Raw genomic sequence first — 18,964 nt, 5'->3', positions numbered from 1 at the left:
CTAGACAGCTCCACTCCACAACCGGAGGCCTTCACCTGCCTACGACATCAGATCGTGTCGTCACACAATCTCGACCAACGTCCCTGGGCAGTACAACTAGGTCGGCGGGTCCCGGAGGGGACGCCTCAGGAGCCGAGCTGGGCGAGCAGTTCGTCGGCCGCCGCGTACGGGTCGAGGGCACCCTCGGCCACCTTCGCGGCGAGCGCCGGCAGCTCCGTACCGTCGCGCAGGGAGCCGATCCGGGCGCGGAGCGCGCCCAGCGCGATCGCCTCGATCTCGGCGGCGGCCCGCGCCTCCTGGCGGCGGCGCAGCTCGCCGTGCTCGACCAGCCAGCCCCGGTGCTTGTCGATGGCGGCGGCGATGTCGTCGATCCCCTCGCCCCGCGCAGCGATCGCACGCACCACCTGCGGCCGCCACTGGCCCGGCCCGCGCTCGCCCAGGGCGATCATGCCCTGGATGTCGCGCACCGTCGCGTCGGCGCCGTCCCGGTCCGCCTTGTTGACCACGAAGACGTCGGCGATCTCCAGGATGCCGGCCTTGACCGCCTGGATCGCGTCACCCATGCCCGGGGCGAGCAGCACCAGCGTGGTGTCGGCCAGCGAGGCGACCTCCACCTCGGCCTGCCCGACGCCGACGGTCTCCACCAGCACCACGTCGCAGCCGGCGCCCTCCAACACGCGGACCGCCTGCGGCGTGGCCGCCGACAGTCCGCCGAGGTGCCCCCGGCTGGACATCGAGCGGATGTAGACGCCCGGGTCGGTCGCGTGGTCCTGCATCCGGACCCGGTCGCCGAGGATCGCCCCGCCCGTGAACGGGCTGGACGGGTCGATCGCCAGCACGCCGACCCGGTGCCCCCGGGCGCGCAGCGCCCGGACCAGCTCGTTGGTGGTGGTGGACTTGCCCACCCCGGGCGAGCCGGTCAGGCCGACCACCTGGGCCTGCCCGGCGTACGGCGCGAGCGCCGCCGCGATCCGCGGCAGCGTCTCGTCGCCCGACTCGACCAGGGTGATCAGCCGGGCCACCGCGCGGGGATCCCCCGCGCGGGCCCGCTCGACCAGCATCGGCACGTCCCGGCTGCGGCGCACCGGGGGTGCGCCCGCCGCCGGGACGTCGTCGACGATCTCGCTCACTGTGCTGCCTTCGTTTGTCGGCGGCTACCGGATCAGCGGCGCGCCGCGCTCACTGACCGCTCTCGCCGGGGGCCGGGACGTGGATGACCAGCGCGTCGCCCTGGCCGCCGCCACCGCAGAGCGCGGCCGCGCCGGTGCCGCCGCCCCGGCGCTTGAGCTCCAGGGCCAGGGTGAGCACCAGCCGGGCGCCGGACATGCCGATCGGGTGGCCCAGCGCGATCGCGCCGCCGTTGACGTTGACCTTGTCCGGACTGATGCCGAGGTCACGGGTGGACTGGATGCCGACCTGGGCGAACGCCTCGTTGATCTCGATGAGGTCGAGGTCCTCGACGCTCAGCCCGCCCTTCTTCAGGGCGTGCTGGATCGCGTTGGACGGCTGCGAGTGCAGGGAGTTGTCCGGCCCCGCCACGTTGCCGTGCGCGCCGATCTCGGCCAGCCAGGTCAGGCCCAGCTCCTTGGCCTTGGCCTTGCTCATCACGACCACGGCGGCGGCGCCGTCGGAGATCGGCGAGGAGCTGCCGGCGGTGATGGTGCCGTCCTTGGTGAACGAGGGCCGCAGCTTGGCCAGCACCTCGACGGTGGTGTCCGGGCGGATGCCCTCGTCCTCGCTGATCACCAGCGGGTCGCCCTTGCGCTGCGGGATGACCACCGGGGTGATCTCGTCGGCGAAGTGGCCGTTCTTCTGCGCGGCGGCGGCCCGCTGGTGGCTGGCCGCGGCGAACGCGTCCTGCTCCTCGCGGCTGATGCCGTGCTTCGCGCCGAGCCGCTCGGTCGACTCGCCCATCGAGCAGCAGTCCCAGGCGTCGGTGAGCCCGTCCAGCGCCATGTGGTCCTTGACCACGACGTCGCCGTACTTGTAGCCGCCGCGCTGACCGAGCAGCAGGTGCGGCGCGTTGGTCATCGACTCCATGCCGCCGGCCACCACGATGTCGAACTCGCCGGCCCGGATGAGCTGGTCGGCCAGGGCGATCGCGTCCAGGCCGGAGAGGCAGACCTTGTTGATGGTCAGGGCCGGCACGGACATCGGGATGCCCGCCTCGACCGCCGCCTGGCGGGCCGGGATCTGCCCGGCACCGGCCTGGAGCACCTGACCCATGATCACGTACTGGACCTGCTCGGGGGCGACGCCGGCGCGCTCCAGCGCCGCCTTGATCGCCACGCCACCGAGCCTGGTCGCGGAGAGGTCCTTGAGGTTGCCCAGCAGGCGCCCCATGGGGGTCCGCGCGCCGCTGACGATCACCGAAGCCATAACCTGCCTCCGAGGGGGTGCCGACCTGTACGCCTTAACGATTGTTCGGTCAGACTAGCGCCATGGCTGAGAACTCCCCCGCCGAGACCGCTGCCGACTATGTCACAGGCATCGGCCTGCTCCGCATCGACCACGTCGGGGTCGCCGTGGCCGACCTGGACACCGCGATCGACTTCTACCAGCGCACCTTCGGGATGCGCTGCGTGCACACCGAGACCAACGCCGAGCAGGGCGTCCGCGAGGCGATGCTGGCCGTCGGCCCGACCACCGAGGGCGGCTGCCTGCAACTGCTGGCCCCGTTGACGCCCGAGTCGACCATCGCGAAGTTCCTGGACCGCAAGGGGCCGGGCGTGCAGCAGGTGGCGTACACGGTCGCCGACATCGACGCCGCCTGCGCGGCGCTGCGCGAGCGGGGCGTGAAGCTGCTCTACGACACCCCGAAGCGGGGCACGTCGAACTCCCGGGTCAACTTCGTCCACCCGAAGGACGCCGGCGGCGTGCTCGTCGAGCTGGTCGAGCCCGCCGCGCACTGACGCCCACGACCGGCCCCCGCCGCCGAGTGGGGGCCGGTGACCACCGGCGTCGAGCGCGGCACTGCGCGGTACGACCGCCGCCCGGACACCTCCACGCATCGGCCGATGCAGTTTTTCACAGAGGACTTCCAGCCCTAGCTACCGTTCAGTAACGTCCCGCTCCAACAGGAGCGCGGCCGGGTCGGATGTGTCGGATGCCGACATGGCGGCCGGCCGCACTCGCGCCGACGATGGCAGCACCCAGGCCCGCGTGCGCGGGTGCGGACGAACGGGAGGTCGACGTGCAGGACATCCTCGAAGCGATCATGGCGGCGGAGGGATCCGACCAACCGGAGCGGGAGCTCGGCGGCATCGCCGGCCTGCCGGTGCCGGAGTCGTACCGGGGCGTCGTGGTGCGCGCGGACGAGGCCCGGATGTTCGACGGCCTGGCCACCCGGGACAAGGACCCGCGCAAGGCGCTGCACGTGCAGGAGGTGCCGACGCCGGAACTCGGGCCGGGCGAGGCGCTCGTCGCGGTGATGGCCAGTGCGATCAACTACAACACGGTCTGGACCAGCATCTTCGAGCCGCTGCCGACCTTCAAGTTCCTTCAGCGCTACGGCCGACTCTCCGAGCTGACCAAGCGGCACGACCTGCCGTACCACGTGGTCGGCTCGGACGCCGCCGGCGTGGTGCTGCGCACCGGGCCCGGGGTGACCCGCTGGAAGGCCGGCGACGAGGTGGTCGCGCACTGCCTGTCGGTGGAGTTGGAGGACGCGGCCGGGCACGACGACACCATGCTCGACCCGCAGCAGCGGATCTGGGGCTTCGAGACCAACTTCGGCGGCCTCGCCGAGCTGGCCGTGGTCAAGGCCAACCAGCTGATGCCCAAGCCGCGCCACCTGAGCTGGGAGGAGGCGGCCAGCCCCGGCCTGGTCAACTCGACGGCGTACCGGCAGCTCGTGTCGCACCACGGGGCGAACATGAAGCAGGGCGACGTCGTGCTGATCTGGGGCGCCTCCGGCGGCCTCGGCGGATACGCCACCCAGATGGCGCTCAACGGCGGAGCGATCCCGGTCTGCGTGGTGTCCTCCCCGGACAAGGCGGAGCTGTGCCGCAGGATGGGCGCCGAGCTGGTGATCGACCGGGCCGCCGAGGGCTTCCGCTTCTGGAAGGACGAGGAGACCCAGGACCAGGACGAGTGGCGCCGCTTCGGCGAGCGGATCCGCGAGCTGACCGGCGGCGAGGACCCGGACATCGTCTTCGAGCACCCCGGCCGGGAGACCTTCGGCGCCAGCGTCTTCGTGGCCAAGAAGGGTGGCACCATCGTCACCTGCGCGTCCACCAGCGGCTACCAGCACCAGTACGACAACCGCTACCTCTGGATGCACCTCAAGCGGATCGTCGGCAGCCACTTCGCCAACTACCGCGAGGCGTGGGAGGCCAACCGCCTGGTGGCCCTCGGCAAGATCCACCCCACCGTGTCGAAGACCTACGCGCTGGAGCAGACCGGCCAGGCCGCGTACGAGGTGCACCGCAACGCGCACCAGGGCAAGGTCGGCGTCCGCTGCCTCGCCCCCTCCGACGGGCTCGGCGTGCGCGACCGCGAGCTGCGCTCCCGGCACGAGGACGCGATCAACCGGTTCCGCGGCCACTGACCACACCGACGACCATTGGGGGGCGAACGACGATCGTTTTCCGCCACCCACGCGGGGCGCTCATTCGAGCGACCCGGCCATGCGTGACAAAGGGCCGCGGCGATCTCCCGCGGCCCTTTTCCGTAGTCACTCTCCGTGCCGTCCGACCCGCCCGGGACCTGCCAAGATCGCCGATCGGTCCCGCCTCCCGGGGCTCCCGCAGTTGACCATGTAAAGAGGACGCGAAAGCTCGGGACCGCTCTTGCGAAGCACCCTGGGGAGTCTGCGAGTATGTCCCAATGCCCCAGCAGTCCTCCCCTCTTGCGTTCTTCGATAACGCGAACTCCCAGCCCGATTTCACCGTCGGCCTACGCGGCTACAACACCCACCAGGTCGATGACTTCATCGGCCGGATGACGGCCGCGCTGACCCAGTCCGAGCAGGCCCGGGCCGAGGCCGAGCAGCGCATGAACGACGCCCAGCGCCGGCTCCGCCAGGCCGAACAGCGCATGAGCACGCTGGAGCAGAAGCTCGCCGACACCAACAAGCAGCTCGAGGAGAACAGCCGGCCCACCCTCTCCGGCCTCGGCACCCGCGTCGAGCAGATCCTCCGGCTGGCCGAGGAGCAGGCCAACGACCACCGCAACGAGGCCAAGCGCGAGTCGGAGGGCATCCTCTCCGCCGCCCGCCTCGAGGCCCGCGAGATCACCGACAAGGCGCGGGCCGAGGCGGCGGCGATGAAGGCCACCGCCGAGCGGGAGGCCGGCAGCGTCCGCACCGCCGCCGAGCGGGAGGCCGCCGAGGTCCGCGTCCAGGCCCGGCGCGAGGCCGACACGCTGCGCGCCGACGCCGACCGCGAGACCAAGCAGCTCCGCACGGTCACCGCGCACGAGGTCGCCGAGCTGAAGTCGACCGTCGAGCGCGAGGTCGCCACGCTCCGGGCGACCGCCGAGCGGGAGATCACCCAGCAGCGGGCGAAGGCCGCCCGGGAGGCCGAGGAGAAGCGCGCCGAGGCGACCAAGCTGCTCACCGACGCGCGGGACAAGCGCGACAAGGACCTCCAGGCCCTGGAGCTCCAGCTCGCCGAGCGCCGGGAGAAGGCCGAGCGCGAGGAGTCGGAGCGGCACGCGGCGCAGGTCGCGCAGACCCAGAAGCTGGTCAGCGAGGCGGAGCAGCGGGCCCATGCGGCGCAGGAGCGGGCCAAGGAGATCGAGCAGCGCGCCGAGGCCCGCCGGGTCGAGTCGGAGCGCACCGCCAACGAGACGGTCGACAAGGCCAAGGCGCTGGCCGAGAAGACGCTCAGCGAGGCGAAGGCCGAGGCGAAGCGGCTGCTCACCGAGGCGCGCACCGAGGCCGAGCTGACCACCCAGGCGGCTCGCCGCGAGGTCGAGGACCTCACCCGGCAGAAGGACGCCGTCACCTCCCAGCTCGGCCAGATGCTCTCCGGCCTCGCCGGCATCGTGCCGGGCGTGCCGGCCGCCCAGGCCACGCCGGCCAAGCCCGAGGCGAAGAAGGCCGACGGCGCGGACGAGCGGGTGGCCGCCGAGACGTCCAACTGACCGACCCGACCGGGGGCATGACGACGGCGCGGGGTGACACCGGGTGACCGGTGCGCCCCGCGCCGTATGCGTTTGCCCGTCAGGGAATTGCCCGGGCGTGGCCGCAGTGAAGTAGGTCCCATCCGGGGCGTCCGTATCGCCCCAGCAGAGCCGGATGCGTGTGAGGATGGGGGCATGTCGCACGGCGAGGAACTGTTCGCTCTCGGCGGGGACGTGACCACGGAGCCCAGCTTCGAGTCCGCTCTGCGGGGGTACGAGAAACGACAGGTCGACCGGTACGTCGCTCGTGCGGAGCACGAGATCGCGGCCCTCGCGGCCGAGCGGGAGCAGGCCTACACACAGATCCACAAGCTCGCCGGCCAGGTGGAGGTGCTCCAGCGGGACCTCGCCCAGGCGCGCAAGTCGTCCGGCGCGCTGGAGAACGTCTCCTTCCGGCACCTCGGCCCGCGGGTGGAGCAGATCCTCACCCTCGCCGAGGAGCAGGCCGATGCGGTCCTGGTCGCCGCCAACCAGGAGATCGAGGCGCGCCGGGCCGCCGCCGAGCACATCATCGAGGAGGCGCGGGAGCAGGCCGCCACCGCGCTCAAGGACTTCGAGATCGCGCTGGCCGCCCGCCGGGCGGAGGAGGAGCGGCACAGCGCGGCCCGCAAGGCCGAGGCGGACGCCGCGGTCCGGAGCGCCAAGGAGGAGGCCGCGCGGCTGGGCAAGGCCGCCCAGGAGGCGCTGGCGAAGGCCCAGCAGGAGGCCACCCAGCTGCGGGACGCGGCCAAGGAGATCCACCACCGGGCCCAGCAGGAGGCGACCAAGCTCCGCGAGGCCGCCAAGGAGGTCCACGCCAGGGCCCAGCAGGAGGCCACCCAGCTCCGCGAGGCCGCCAAGGAGGTCCACGCCAAGGCCCAGCAGGAGGCCAAGCGCCTGGTCGACCAGGCCACCGAGGCGGGCCGGGCCACCCACGCCAAGGCCCAGCGGGACGCCAAGCAGATCATCGACGACGCCGCCCAGGCCGGCCGGGCCACCCGCGACAAGGCCCGGCAGGAGGCGGAGCGGCTCACCACCCAGGCGGCCGAGGCGGCCAAGCGCAGCCGCGCCGAAACCGAGGCGTACGTGCAGCGGATGCGCACGGAGACCGAGGCGTACGTGCAGCAGGCCCGGGCGCAGACGCAGCAGGAGCTGGGCGCCTGGCGGGCCGGGGTGGAGCAGGAGGTCAACAGCCGCCGCGAGGCGGCGGACCGCGAGCTGACCCAGCGCCGGACGACCGCCGAGCAGGAGTTCACCAAGCGCCGCGACGACCTGGAGAAGCAGTACAAGACCCGCCTCGCCGAGCTGGAGCAGCAGCACAAGAGCCGGCACGACGAGCTGGAGACCGGGTTCGAGTCGCGCCGCGCCACGCTGGAGTCGGAGTACACCAGCCGGAAGAACGAGATCGAGCAGGGTGCCGCCGCCGTCCGGCAGGCCGCCGAACGGGACGCACTGGCGATGCGCCGCCAGGCCGAGGAGGAGGCGGCGACGCTGCTCGGCCGGGCCGAGTCGGAGGCGGCCGAGAAGCGCCGCGCGGCCGACGAGCACGTGGCGACCTCGCGTCGCCAGTTCGAGGAGTACGCGGCGACGACGCAGCAGCACCTGGCCACCACCCAGCAGCACCTCGCCGCCACCCAGCAGGAGGCCGCCGCGAGCCGTCAGCAGCTCGCCCAGGTGATGCTGGAGATCGCGCAGGCTCAGCAGCAGCTCGCCGACCTGCGGCAGGAGACGTGGAAGTCGCGGCAGGAGTCCGACGAGCTGCAGCGGCAGGTGGCCGAGCTGCGGTTGGGGCTGGTCGGTGCGGCCGACGGACCGGGCGGGACGGCCACCGCCGCGGCCGGCCGGGTGGCCGACGGCGGGCCGGCCGGGACCGGCACCGCGACGGCGAACGGCGGGAAGGCGTCGACCGCCGCCGGGGCGGGCGAGGCGAAGGAGGAGGCTACGCCGGCCGGAGCGGCAGCGGCTTCGGCGGGTGGGGCCGGGGGCAAGGAGGCCGCCCCGGCCGCGGACGGCAGGCCCGGCGCGGGCAAGGTCGAGCCGGCGGAGGCCGGCCAGCCGGCCAAGGGTCGGATCGAGCCGGCGGACGCCGGGCAGCCGGAGAGCGGCAGGGTCGCCTCCGTGACCACCGTCGACGGCGGCACCGCCAGCGCCGGCGTTGAGGGGGAGCCGACCGTGGCGGCGGTGCCGGGTGAGGCCGGCCGGGGCGCCACCCCGACGAAGATCACCAGCACCGGCGAGAACGGCAAGCGGCCGACGAAGCCGACCACCGACGAGCGCAGCGCCAAGCCGAGCAAGGTCGTCGTCGAGAAGGACTGACCACCCGCCCCGTCGCACGGGCGGGTCGGGTGGTGTGGGCGCTGTCGAGCTGCCCCATCTGTGGGACCATCCGTCACACCAGGCCCGATTGCCTGCCGCCTGATCGGCCGGGTCGAGGCCATGCGGGGCCATGTCCGCCGGGGGCACGTGTGCCCCGTCTGTGGGGGCAGCTCGACAGCGGCCGGGCGGCGGCATCCTGTGGGATCCGGTTGTGCCCCGTCTGTGGGGGCAGCTCGACAGCGGCCGGGCGGCGGCATCCTGTGGGATCCGGTCGTGCCCCGTCTGTGAGGGCAGCTCGACAGCGGCCGGGCGGCGGATCCCGTGGGGTGGGCCGGCGGCCGGGCCGACGCGACCCGAGGGACGGACGGGGTCGGTCCGGCGCCCTGACGACCACTACGCTCCTGATCGGAGCCCCCGGACCTGGGGTCCCCGCGCCCGGGGGCCGGCAGGCGCCGGCGGAAGTCGATCAGGGAGGTCCGGATGGCACAGGACGGACCCTCGGCGTCGGGCGCCGACCGGGAGCGGGGGGCCACCCCGGACCCGGCCGGGACGGCCGCCGAGCCGGAGCGGGCCGACGACCCGGGACGGACGCGGGCCGCCGAGCCGGAGCGGGCCGACGACCCGGGACGGACGCGGGCCGCCGAGCCAGAAGGAACGGCCGAGCCCGGGTGGGGACGGGCCGCCGAGCAGGAACGGGCCGGGGCGGTGACCGAGGGCCCGGCGTCGGCGCCGGGCGGCGACGAGCCCCCGGCCGTCGGGCCGGGACGGTTCGGCAGGCCGGGGCGACCGCTGCGGCGCAGCAGCTTCCTGGTCGGCTTCACGGGTGCGGCCGGGGTGCTGCTCGCGTACGCCCTCTATCTGGGCCTGCGCAACGCGGCCGGAATCCTCGTCCTGGTGGTCATCGCGCTCTTCCTCGCCGTGGGCCTGCACCCCGCCGTGGTCCGGCTGCGGTCCTGGGGGCTGCCGCACGGCGCGGCGGTGGCGACGGTCGCGCTGACGGTCGTGCTGCTCCTCTGCGGCGGCGTGTTCGCCCTGGTGCCGCCGATCGTCACGCAGACCGGGCAGTTCGTGGACCAGTTGCCGAGCTACCTGGAGGAGTTGCGCCGCAACCGGACGGTCAACGACCTGGTGGAGCGGTACGACCTGATGGAACGGCTGCGGAACGCGGCGAACCCGGCCACGATCGGGCAGGCGCTCGGCGGGGTGCTCGGCGGGGCCCAGATGGTCTTCGGCACGGTGTTCCGGGGGCTGACCGTGCTGGTGCTGACGATCTACTTCCTGGCCTACTTCGACCGGCTCCGCGACCTGGGCTACTCGCTGGTGCCCCGGTCCCGCCGGGAGCGGGTGCGGCTGATCGGCGACGAGATCCTGACCAAGGTCGGCGCGTACATGGTGGGCGCGCTCAGCATCGCCGTGCTGGCCGGGGCGACCACGTTCGTCTTCGCGCTGGTCGTCGGGCTGCCGTACCCGTTCGCGCTGGCCGTGGTGGTCGCGGTGACCGACCTCATTCCGCAGATCGGCGCCACGCTGGGCGCGGTGATCGTCAGTCTGGTCGGCTTCGCCACCGACCTGCCGGTCGGCATCGCCTGCGTGGTGTTCTTCCTGATCTACCAGCAGGTGGAGAACTACCTGATCTATCCCAAGGTCATGCGCCGGTCGGTGGCGGTCAACGAGGTGGCCGCCCTGGTCGCCGCGCTGCTCGGCGTGTCCCTGCTGGGCGTGGTGGGCGCGCTGATCGCGATCCCGGCGGTGGCCGCGTTCCAGCTCATCCTGCGGGAGGTGATCCTGCCCCGGCAGGAGTCCCGTTGACCCCGGCCGGGACCGCGACGACCGCCCCGACCCGCGGGCGGGTCAGCCGGCCTGGCCCGCGGGCGGGCCGGGCACCGGGCGGTCGGCGAAGGAGGCCACCGTGCGGTCGGCGTACGCGCTGACGTCGCCGGTCTCCACCGGGCCGTCCCAGGTGGTCGGCAGCGGCACGGCGGCGGCCGGGTGGACCCGGCGGACCACCTCGTCCAGCACGGTCTCGGCGTCGCCGACCCAGAGGTGCTTCGCGCCGGGTACCCCGACCACCTCGGCCTGCGGCACCGCCGCGAAGCGTTCCCGCGCCTCGTCGGGGCGCAGGTAGTCGTCGAACTCCGGCACCAGGGCGGTCAGCGGCTTGCCGGACGCCGCCCAGTGGTCGAGGTCCGCCGGGGTGGAGTAGCGCAGCGGCGGGGAGAGCAGGATCGCCCCGGTGACCGCCGGGTCGCAGCCGTACCTCAGGGTCAGGTCGGTGCCGAACGACCAGCCGAGCAGCCAGATGTTCGGCAGCTCGGCGAACTCGGCGTACTCGATGGCGGCGGCGACGTCGAAGCGCTCGCCGACGGCGTTGTCGAAGGTGCCCTCGCTGGTGCCGCGCAGGCTGCTGGTGCCCCGGGTGTTGAAGCGGAGTACCGCCAGGTCGGCCAGGGCCGGCAGGCGCCACGCCGCCTTACGGAACACGTGGCTGTCCATCATCCCGCCGTGCGTGGGCAGCGGGTGCAGGCAGACGAGAGTGCCCACCGGCTCCCGGTCCAGCGGTCGGGCCAGCTCGCCGACCAGCCGCAGTCCGTCCGCGGTGTGCAGCTCGATGTCCTCGCGACGCCCGGGCAGGATGGTGGACGCGCGGATCGGTGTGCTCACCCGTCCAGTCTCACCCGTGCGGCCGGGGACCGCCGGGCGGGGCGGAAACAGGGTGATCCAGATCGCTCAGCCGTACCGGGGGGCGCCGCGACCGCGCTGGACGGCCGGCCCGCGCCGGTCCCGGGCGCGCCAGCAGCCGCTGTGCCAGTGCCGCCGGTCCGTCAGGTCGCCCCGCCCGTCGGCCGGCCACGCCACCAGGTGCGCCAACCCGGGCCGGATCTCCTGGTCGCAGCCCGGGCAGCGGTACGTCTTGGTGGACGCCCCGCCGCTGATCCCGCGCACCTGCCACTCGCCGTCGCGCCACTGCTGCACCGAGGCGACGCCCTGGCGGACCCGGTCGGAGTCGAGGTGGGCGGTGTCATCGCGGCGGGGCCGGTTGCGACGGGGGCTCACGGTCACCAAGCGTACGGGCCGCCGGCGGGAGGGCCAGTCGGCCCGGCCCGGTCCGGTCAGTCCCAGGTCTCGGGGCGGCTCAGATCCTCGGCGACCTGCGCCCCACCCAGCACGGTGGTCGCGTCCGCCTCGGTGAACCCGTGGTGCGGCCAGCCGAACCGGGCCGTCAGCTGCGGCCGGCCGCGGCTGCTGACGTACTCCTCGAAGGTCACACCATGCAGACGCCGTCATCGGCGCCGGGCGTTGACCCGCTCAGCGACGGGTGTGGTCGCGGAAGCCGCGGCCGCTCTTGCGACCCAGGTAGCCGGCCGTGACCAGGTGCTCCAGCAGCGGGGCGGGCGCGAAGCCCGGCTCGCGCAGCTCCAGGTAGAGCTCCCGCTGGATGGCCAGCGAGACGTCCAGGCCGACCACGTCGAGCAGCTCGAACGGGCCCATCGGGTAGCCGCAGCCCAGCTTCATCGCGTAGTCGATGTCGTCGGCGGTGGAGTAACTGGCCTCCAGCATCTTCACCGCGTCGTTGAGGTACGGGAAGAGCAGCGCGTTGACGACGAAGCCGGACCGGTCGCCGCAGACCACGCCCGTCTTGCCCAGCGCGGCGCAGACGGCGCGGGCGGTGGCGGTCGTCTCGGCCGAGGTCCGGATGGTCTGCACGATCTCGACCAGCGGCATGACGGGGGCCGGGTTGAAGAAGTGCAACCCGACCACGTCGGCGGGCCGCTGGGTGGCCATCGCGACGTCGACCACCGGCAGCGACGAGGTGGTGGTGGCGAGCACGACGCCCGGCTTGCAGATCTCGTCGAGGCTGGCGAAGAGGGCCTTCTTGACGCTCAACTCTTCCACCACGGCCTCGACCACGAGGTCGACGTCCGCGAGGTGCTCCAGGGTGGCCGACCAGTTGATCCGGCCGAGCGCGGCGTCCCGGTCGGCCTCGCTGACCTTGCCGCGCACCACGCCCTTGTTGAGCGAGGTCTTGACCGCTTCGCAGACCTTCGCGGACTTCTCCGCGCCCCGGGTCACCGAGACGACCTCGTAGCCGGCCTTGGCGAAGACCTCGATGATCCCGGTGGCCATCGTCCCGGAGCCCACCACGCCCACCTTCGCGATGGCGCGCGCGCCGTCGGCCAGCGCCGGCTCCGCGGCCACGGGCGTCCGCTCGTCCGGTACGACCTTCGGGGAGCCCGGCCGCTCGTAGGTGTAGAAGCCCCGGCCGGACTTGCGGCCGAGCAGCCCGGCGGTGACCATCTGCTTGATCAGCGGCACCGGGGCGTGCCGGCGGTCCCGGCCGCCGCGCCGGTACATGGTGTCCAGGATCTCGTACGCGGTGTCCAGGCCGATCAGGTCCATCAGCGCCAGCGGGCCCATCGGCAGGCCGCAGCCGAGCTTCATGGCCGCGTCGATGTCCTCGCGCGTGGCGTAGTGCGACTCGAACATGCCGACGGCGTGGTTGAGGTAGCCGAAGAGCAGCGCGTTGGCGATGAAGCCGGCGCGGTCGTTGATGGTCACGTCGACCTTGCCGAGCCGCGCGCAGAGCGCCTCCACGTCGGCGACCACGTCGGCGGAGGTGACCACCGTCCGGACCACCTCGACGAGCTTCATGACCGGGGCCGGGTTGAAGAAGTGGATGCCGATCACCTGGTTGGGCCGGCTGGTGGCGACGGAGATCTCGGTGACGCTCAGCGACGAGGTGTTGGTGGCCAGGATCGCCTCGGGCTTGCAGACCCGGTCCAGCTCGGCGAAGATCCGCTGCTTGAGGTCCAGGTGCTCGGGCACCGCCTCGATGACGAGGTCCACCGAGTGCAGCGCGTCCAGCCCGACCTGCCAGTGGACCCGGCTCAGCAGCGCGTCCCGGTCCGCCTCGGCGAGCTTGCCCTTGGCCACGGCCCGGTCCGTCGAGCCGGTCAGGGTGGCCCGGCCGCGCTCCAGCGCGCCCTCCGAGATCTCGACCGCGACGACGTTGACGCCGTTGCGCGCGAATACCTCGACGATGCCGGCACCCATGGTGCCCAGACCCACAACGCCCACGCTGGTGAAATCGCGCGCCACGACCGGCCTCCCCAATGCTCCGCACAGCCGCGTGAACGGCCACTAAGGTTATGCGCGCGAGTCTGCCACGTGACGTTCGGTTGTCGAGACGCGGTGGGGTATTTCACGAGCGGTGCGGCCCGTCGGCCCGCCCGTCGTCAGGCCGCCCCGCCGGTCAGCCGGAGCATCTCGGCGACGAACTCGGCCGGCCGCTCCAGGTGCGGGCTGTGCCCGCAGCCGGGCAGCAGCACCTCCCGGTACGCGCCGCCGGCCGCCGCGTAACGCTCCAGCACCGCCCGGGTCTGCCCCACCATCGGCTGCGCCGGGCAGGCATCCGCCCCCGGCCAGCCCGGCACCGCGCCGAGCGAGCCCAGGTGGGCCAGGTCGAACAGCGAGGTGTCCGAGACGATCACGTCGGCATCCCCGTGGATCCAGGTGACCGGCGGCTTGCCGGCGACGGCCACGAGTTCGTCGGCGACCCGGAAGTACGCCGGGGAGAGCGCGTTGAGCACGCCGCGCCGGCCCGGGGCGGTGCCGGGCCAGTTCGCCGAGTCCACCGCCGTGCCCGGGTAGTTGTCGTCGCCCGTCGCGGTGGTGAGGAGGGTGTCCAGCAGCAGTTCCTCGTCGTCGCCGAGCGAGGCCGGGTCCGCCACGTACGTGGCCCGCAGCACGTTGCGCGGGCTGGCCTGGCTGTCCGCGCCCCGGTCGCCGGCGGCCAGCCGCTTGACGAACTCCTGGTTGGCCGTGCCCGCCCCGGTGCCGGCGAAGTCGGGCGTGGTGGGGGTGCCGGCCAGGTCGCGCGTGCCCCCGTAGCCGTACGGCGAGACCGGCGCGGCGAGCAACAGCGCGGCCACCCGGTCGGGGTGGTCGACCAGCAGCCGCATGGCCACTCCCCCGCCCAGCGAGTGCCCGACCACCACCGGCCGGGCGCCGGGCGCGAACAGGGACGGCTCGTCCAGCAGCGCGGCGAGGTCGTCGGAGAAGTCGGTCAGCCCCCGGGTCGCGTCCACCGGAGCGGTGTCGGTGTACCCGTAGCCCCGCAGGTCGGGCGCAACCACCCGGAGGGTGTCCGGCAGCCGCCGCACCAGCGGCTCCCAGAACGCCGCGGACGAGCAGTTGCCGTGGATCAGCAGCACGGGCACGCCGTCCGGCGGCCCGGCCACCCGCACCGCCTGGGTGATCCCGTTCGCCGACACGATCTGCTGTCCGGTCTCCATCCGCGGCATGCTGCCACGACGCCCCGGCCGCGTCCATGGGTCCTCCCGCCATGTTCCCTGGTCGGGAGGTGTGCGGCGACAGGTCAGGACGGGGCGGGCCCCAGCGCCCCCACCGGCAGCGGCGGCGCCGCGCCCGGACCCTGGAGGGCCGGCATCGCGGCCGACAGCGGCGGCACCGGCTGGGCAGCCTGAAGGGCGGGGGTCACGAGGGGATCGGCGCCCGGGAGGGCCGGGGTCGCGATCGGCAGCGGCAGCGTCGGGCGGTGGTCCCGGCGCGGCTGGCCGAAGCTGAGCCCGACCGGATCGGTCCGCGCCACGCCCGGGTCGAAGAGGCGCAGCTCGGTGCGGCCGACCCGGATCACGTCCCCGTCGGCCAACTGCTCCACGCCGGTGATCCGCCGGTCGTTCAGCCAGGTGCCGTTGGTCGAGCCCAGGTCCGCCAGGCAGGCGCCCTCGTCCGTCAGCCAGACCTCGGCGTGCCGGCGGCTCAGGTGCGCGTCGGGCACGACGACGTCGGCCGTCGGCACCCGGCCGATCACCTGCCGCACCGGGCCGACCCGGAAACTCAGGCCCCGCATCGCCCCACCCGCCACCGTCAGCAACGGCATCAGTTCCGGACGCTCCTCCATGGACAGTCAGCCCCCCACCCCGCACGGTCACCCCGCGCGTCAGCCTGCCACCACACGGTAGTCGCCCTCGACCGCCGGGCGGCCACCTCCGCACCCCCGGCCGGACACCTCCCGTTCGCCGGTTCGGCGTCCACCGGCTGACAAGACCGCAGAATCAGGCCCGGCCGCCCGGACGCCCCGACCACCTCCACGAGCTCGGGCACCACCGCGTTCAACGAGGCCGGGCGGCGGGCCGTGACCTCTTCCGTACGCGGCCCGGCGGACCGGAACCAGCAGGCCCGCCACCCTACCGGCGAGTAATCCTCAGGTCTAGACTTCCGTCATGACGGCTGTGCATGTCCCGGGAACCCCGGTCATCGATGACGGTCGGCTGGTGTCGACGAGCCCGGCGACCGGCGCGGAGGTCGGTCGCCTGCCGGTGGCGACCGCCGAGGACGTCGCGCAGGCGGTCGACCGCGCCCGCCCGGCCGGCGAGTGGTGGGCCGGGCTCGGCTTCGCCGGGCGCAGGGAGCGGCTGCTGCGGTGGCGGGCCCTGCTCGCCCGGCGGATCGAGGAGCTGGCCGAGCTGGTGCACGCCGAGGGCGGCAAGCCGTTGGCCGACGCCGTCGTGGAGATCGTCATCGCCGTCGAGCACGTCGACTGGGCGGCCCGCAACGCCCGCCGGGTGCTGGGCCCCCGCCGGGTCCGCTCGCGGCTCGTCCTGGCCGAGTTCTCCGCCCACCTCGAATACCAGCCGCACGGGGTGGTCGGCGTGATCGGGCCGTGGAACTATCCCGTCTTCACCCCGATCGGCTCCGTCGCGTACGCGCTCGCGGCCGGGAACGCGGTGGTGCTGAAGCCCAGCGAGTACACCCCCGCCGTCGGGCAGTGGCTGGTCGACACGTTCGCCGAGGTGGTGCCGGAGCACCCGGTGTTCACCGCGGTGCACGGGCTCGGCGACGTCGGCGCTGCACTCTGCCGCTCCGGGGTGGGCAAGGTGGCCTTCACCGGCTCGTCCGCCACCGCCAGGAAGGTGATGGCGGCCTGCGCCGAGTCGTTGACGCCCGTGCTGCTGGAGGCGGGCGGCAAGGACGCGATGATCGTCGACGCCGACGCCGACCTGGACGCCGCCGCCGAGGCCTGCGTCTGGGGCGCGCTCACCAACGCCGGCCAGACCTGCATCGGCATCGAGCGGGTCTACGCGGTCGAGCCGGTCTTCGACGCCTTCGTCGGGAAGGTGGTCGAGCGGGCCGGCCGGTTGACCGTCGGCCCCGACGACGCCGACATCGGCCCGATCACCATGCCGAGCCAGCTCGACGTGATCCGCCGGCACATCGACGACGCGCTGGCCCGGGGCGGCCGGGCGGTGCTGGGCGGCGCCGACGCGGTGCAGCCGCCGTACGTGCGCCCGACCGTGCTGGTGGACGTTCCGGAGGACTCACTCGCCGTACGCGAGGAGACCTTCGGCCCGACCCTGACCGTCAACCGGGTCCGCGACGCCGACGAGGCCGTCGCCCGGGCCAACGCCCTGTCGTACGGCCTGGGGGGTTCGGTCTTCGGCCGGCGGCGCGCGGTGGCGATCGCCCGGCGGCTGCGCTCGGGGATGGCGTCGGTCAACTCGACGCTGACCTTCGCCGGGATGTCCACGCTGCCGTTCGGCGGTGTCGGCGACTCCGGCTTCGGTCGCATCCACGGCGAGGACGGGCTGCGCGAGTTCAGCCGCGCCAAGGCGATCACCCGCCGGCGGGCCCGGTCGCTGCTGGCCTCCACGACCTTCGAGCGGACGCCGGCCGACGTCGCCCGGCTCGTCAGGGCCATCAAGACGATGTACGGCCGGTGAGCCACGGGGCGGAGGGCGTCAGAAGAGGGTGAGTTCGTCCCGCTCGATGCCCCGCAGCTTGTCGTAGTCCACGACGACGCAGCGGATGCCCCGGTCGGTGGCGAGCACCCTGGCCTGCGGCTTGATCTCCTGCGCGGCGAACACCCCGGCGACGGGCGCGAGCAGCGGGTCGCGGTTCATCAGCTCCAGGTACCGGGTGAGCTGCTCCACGCCGTCGATCTCGCCGCGCCGCTTCACCTCCACCGCCACGGCACCCTGGTTGGCGTCCCGGCAGAGCAGGTCCACCGGGCCGATGGCCGTCATGTACTCCCGGCGGACCAGCGTGAACCCCTCGCCGAGCGTCTCCGGGTTGGCCGCCAGCAGCTCCTGGAGGTGCGCCTCCACGCCGTCCTTGCGCAGGCCCGGGTCGACGCCCAGCTCGTACGAGGTGTCCTGGAAGATCTCCTCCAGGGTGATCCGCAGCTCCTCGCCGGCCTTGTTGACGACCCGCCAGACGCCGGGCGCCTCCTCCAGCCGGCAGGGCGGGCTCATCCAGTTCAGCGGCTTGTACGCCCGGTCGTCGGCGTGGATCGACACCGACCCGTCCGCCTTCACCATCAGCAACCGGGTGGCCGGCGGCAGGTGGGCCGAGAGCCGTCCGACATAGTCCACCGAGCACTTCGCAATCACCAACCGCACCCGACGAGGGTAGCCGAGGCCCCGGCCCGCGCCACCGAGCGGCACTGGCGTGGCGGTGGGATGCTGAGCCGGTGCTCGAAGTTCTCACCGGTACCGGCCTTGCCGCCTCAGCGGGGCTGAACGCCTACATCCCCCTGCTCACCATGGGGTTGCTGGCCCGCCACACCAGCCTGATCGACCTGCCCGCCGGCTGGCAGTGGCTCGGCAACGGCTGGGTGCTCGCCATCCTGGCGGTGCTGCTGGTCATCGAGGTCGTGGCCGACAAGGTGCCCGTGGTCGACCACGTCAACGACGTGGTGCAGACCGTGGTCCGGCCCACCGCTGGTGGCCTGGCCTTCGGCGCGGGCTCGTCGTCGGAGACGGTGACGGTGAGCGACCCGGGGAGCTTCTTCTCCTCCCACCAGTGGGTCCCGGTGGTGACCGGGGTGCTGATCGCCCTCGGCGTGCACCTGCTGAAGTCCGCCGCCCGACCGGTCGTCAACGCGACCACGGCCGGCGTCGGCGCCTCGGTGGCCAGCACCGCCGAGGACGCCACCAGCGTGGTCATGTCGGTGGTGGCGATCATCCTGCCGGTGCTGGTGCTGGCGTTCCTGCTCGGGCTGGTCCTCTTCGTCGTCTGGTTCCTGCGCCGCCGGTCCGACCGACGCCGCGAACGTCAGGCGGCCCGGGCCGCCGGCTTCCGCGTCTGACCCTCGTACGCACCGACGGCCGGCCACCCCGGGTGGGGTCTGCCGGCCGTCGTCGTCGGTGGTGGAGATGTGCCGCTGGCCGGCGCCCGTGTCAGGTGCCGGCCAGCGATCCCCCTTGTGGTGAATGTCTGTGTGTCAGCTGTTCCAGTGTTCGGCCACCAGGTCGGCGGCCTGCTGCTCCCACTGGGCGTAGTGGTCCGGGTACGCCGACACCTGCACCGTCTGCGCGGCCTTCGTCAGGGGCATGTCCTGCCACCCGTCGACCTGCTTCAGACCCTTCAGGAACGCCGTCGTCGAGTACTCCGGATCGGTGATCTGCTCCACCGTGCCCCAACCGCTGGACGGGCGCTGCTGGAACAGACCCTGCGAGTCGTGGTCGTTACGGTCACCCAGATGACCCAGGTTCTCCAGCTTCGACTCCTGCAACGCCGTCGC

16 protein-coding genes and 1 pseudogene are annotated in these 18,964 nt (G+C 73.3%); 7 read left to right on the top strand and 10 right to left on the bottom strand.

What is annotated here, in order from left to right; genetic code table 11:
• Window positions 1-125: 125 nt before the first annotated feature.
• Window positions 126-1,130, bottom strand: a complete 1,005-nt coding sequence (gene meaB, locus AB0G14_RS32220) for a methylmalonyl Co-A mutase-associated GTPase MeaB (protein ID WP_357703990.1) — start codon at window positions 1,128-1,130, stop codon at window positions 126-128.
• Between the two features lie 49 nt (window positions 1,131-1,179).
• Window positions 1,180-2,379, bottom strand: a complete 1,200-nt coding sequence (locus AB0G14_RS32215; protein ID WP_350708689.1) for an acetyl-CoA C-acetyltransferase — start codon at window positions 2,377-2,379, stop codon at window positions 1,180-1,182.
• A 62-nt stretch (window positions 2,380-2,441) separates the two neighbouring features.
• Here AB0G14_RS32215 and mce point away from each other — a divergent pair, with 62 nt between their 5' ends.
• The 5 genes from mce (at window position 2,442) to AB0G14_RS32190 (ending at window position 10,230) form a co-directional block, all read left to right on the top strand.
• Window positions 2,442-2,912 carry a methylmalonyl-CoA epimerase gene (gene mce / locus AB0G14_RS32210; protein WP_357703988.1) on the top strand — a complete coding sequence of 157 codons (471 nt, stop codon included), beginning with the start codon at window positions 2,442-2,444 and terminating at the stop codon, window positions 2,910-2,912.
• 281 nt (window positions 2,913-3,193) lie between these two features.
• Window positions 3,194-4,549 (top strand): crotonyl-CoA carboxylase/reductase, encoded by a 1,356-nt coding sequence (gene ccrA, locus AB0G14_RS32205; protein ID WP_357703986.1) that lies wholly within the window; start codon window positions 3,194-3,196, stop codon window positions 4,547-4,549.
• A gap of 278 nt (window positions 4,550-4,827) precedes the next feature.
• Entirely contained in the window at window positions 4,828-6,087 is a 1,260-nt protein-coding gene (locus tag AB0G14_RS32200; protein ID WP_357703984.1) for a cell division protein DivIVA, read from the top strand.
• Between the two features lie 174 nt (window positions 6,088-6,261).
• Window positions 6,262-8,421 carry a hypothetical protein gene (locus AB0G14_RS32195; RefSeq protein ID WP_357703982.1) on the top strand — a complete coding sequence of 720 codons (2,160 nt, stop codon included), beginning with the start codon at window positions 6,262-6,264 and terminating at the stop codon, window positions 8,419-8,421.
• 480 nt (window positions 8,422-8,901) lie between these two features.
• Window positions 8,902-10,230 (top strand): AI-2E family transporter, encoded by a 1,329-nt coding sequence (locus AB0G14_RS32190; RefSeq protein ID WP_357703980.1) that lies wholly within the window; start codon window positions 8,902-8,904, stop codon window positions 10,228-10,230.
• Between the two features lie 42 nt (window positions 10,231-10,272).
• On the opposite strand, the gene AB0G14_RS32185 is transcribed toward AB0G14_RS32190, so the two are convergent.
• The 6 genes from AB0G14_RS32185 to AB0G14_RS32160 all read right to left on the bottom strand — a co-directional run bounded on the left by AB0G14_RS32185 (window position 10,273) and on the right by AB0G14_RS32160 (window position 15,343).
• Complete coding sequence (locus tag AB0G14_RS32185; RefSeq protein ID WP_357703978.1) at window positions 10,273-11,082, bottom strand: alpha/beta hydrolase; 810 nt, start codon at window positions 11,080-11,082, stop codon at window positions 10,273-10,275.
• 66 nt (window positions 11,083-11,148) lie between these two features.
• Window positions 11,149-11,475, bottom strand: a complete 327-nt coding sequence (locus tag AB0G14_RS32180) for a hypothetical protein (protein ID WP_357703976.1) — start codon at window positions 11,473-11,475, stop codon at window positions 11,149-11,151.
• Window positions 11,476-11,531: 56 nt separating this feature from the next.
• Window positions 11,532-11,687, bottom strand: a complete 156-nt coding sequence (locus tag AB0G14_RS32175) for a hypothetical protein (RefSeq protein WP_357703974.1) — start codon at window positions 11,685-11,687, stop codon at window positions 11,532-11,534.
• 40 nt (window positions 11,688-11,727) lie between these two features.
• On the bottom strand, window positions 11,728-13,518 hold the full coding sequence (locus AB0G14_RS32170; RefSeq protein ID WP_357703972.1) for a 3-hydroxybutyryl-CoA dehydrogenase: 1,791 nt from the start codon (window positions 13,516-13,518) through the stop codon (window positions 11,728-11,730).
• Window positions 13,519-13,655: 137 nt separating this feature from the next.
• Window positions 13,656-14,723 carry an alpha/beta hydrolase gene (locus AB0G14_RS32165; RefSeq protein WP_357703970.1) on the bottom strand — a complete coding sequence of 356 codons (1,068 nt, stop codon included), beginning with the start codon at window positions 14,721-14,723 and terminating at the stop codon, window positions 13,656-13,658.
• Between the two features lie 74 nt (window positions 14,724-14,797).
• Window positions 14,798-15,343, bottom strand: coding sequence for an FHA domain-containing protein (locus tag AB0G14_RS32160; RefSeq protein ID WP_357703968.1), 546 nt, complete (start codon window positions 15,341-15,343; stop codon window positions 14,798-14,800).
• A 322-nt stretch (window positions 15,344-15,665) separates the two neighbouring features.
• On the opposite strand from AB0G14_RS32160, the gene AB0G14_RS32155 reads away from it, so the two are divergent.
• Window positions 15,666-17,162 (top strand): aldehyde dehydrogenase family protein, encoded by a 1,497-nt coding sequence (locus tag AB0G14_RS32155; RefSeq protein WP_357703966.1) that lies wholly within the window; start codon window positions 15,666-15,668, stop codon window positions 17,160-17,162.
• Window positions 17,163-17,180: 18 nt separating this feature from the next.
• Here AB0G14_RS32155 and nucS read toward each other — a convergent pair whose 3' ends face one another.
• A complete protein-coding gene (gene nucS, locus AB0G14_RS32150; RefSeq protein ID WP_076472317.1) occupies window positions 17,181-17,840 on the bottom strand; it encodes an endonuclease NucS in 660 nt (219 codons plus the stop codon).
• 71 nt (window positions 17,841-17,911) lie between these two features.
• Here nucS and AB0G14_RS32145 point away from each other — a divergent pair, with 71 nt between their 5' ends.
• Window positions 17,912-18,529, top strand: coding sequence for a DUF4126 domain-containing protein (locus AB0G14_RS32145; RefSeq protein WP_357703964.1), 618 nt, complete (start codon window positions 17,912-17,914; stop codon window positions 18,527-18,529).
• A 135-nt stretch (window positions 18,530-18,664) separates the two neighbouring features.
• Here AB0G14_RS32145 and AB0G14_RS32140 read toward each other — a convergent pair.
• Window positions 18,665-18,964 (bottom strand): annotated as a pseudogene (locus AB0G14_RS32140) (hypothetical protein); the annotation flags it as partial.

Source organism: Micromonospora sp. NPDC023814, assembly GCF_040639595.1.
Classification (GTDB): Bacteria; Actinomycetota; Actinomycetes; order Mycobacteriales; family Micromonosporaceae; genus Micromonospora.
The sequence above is the reverse complement of the archived record's forward strand: the minus strand, read 5'-3'. Positions and strand labels throughout refer to the sequence as shown.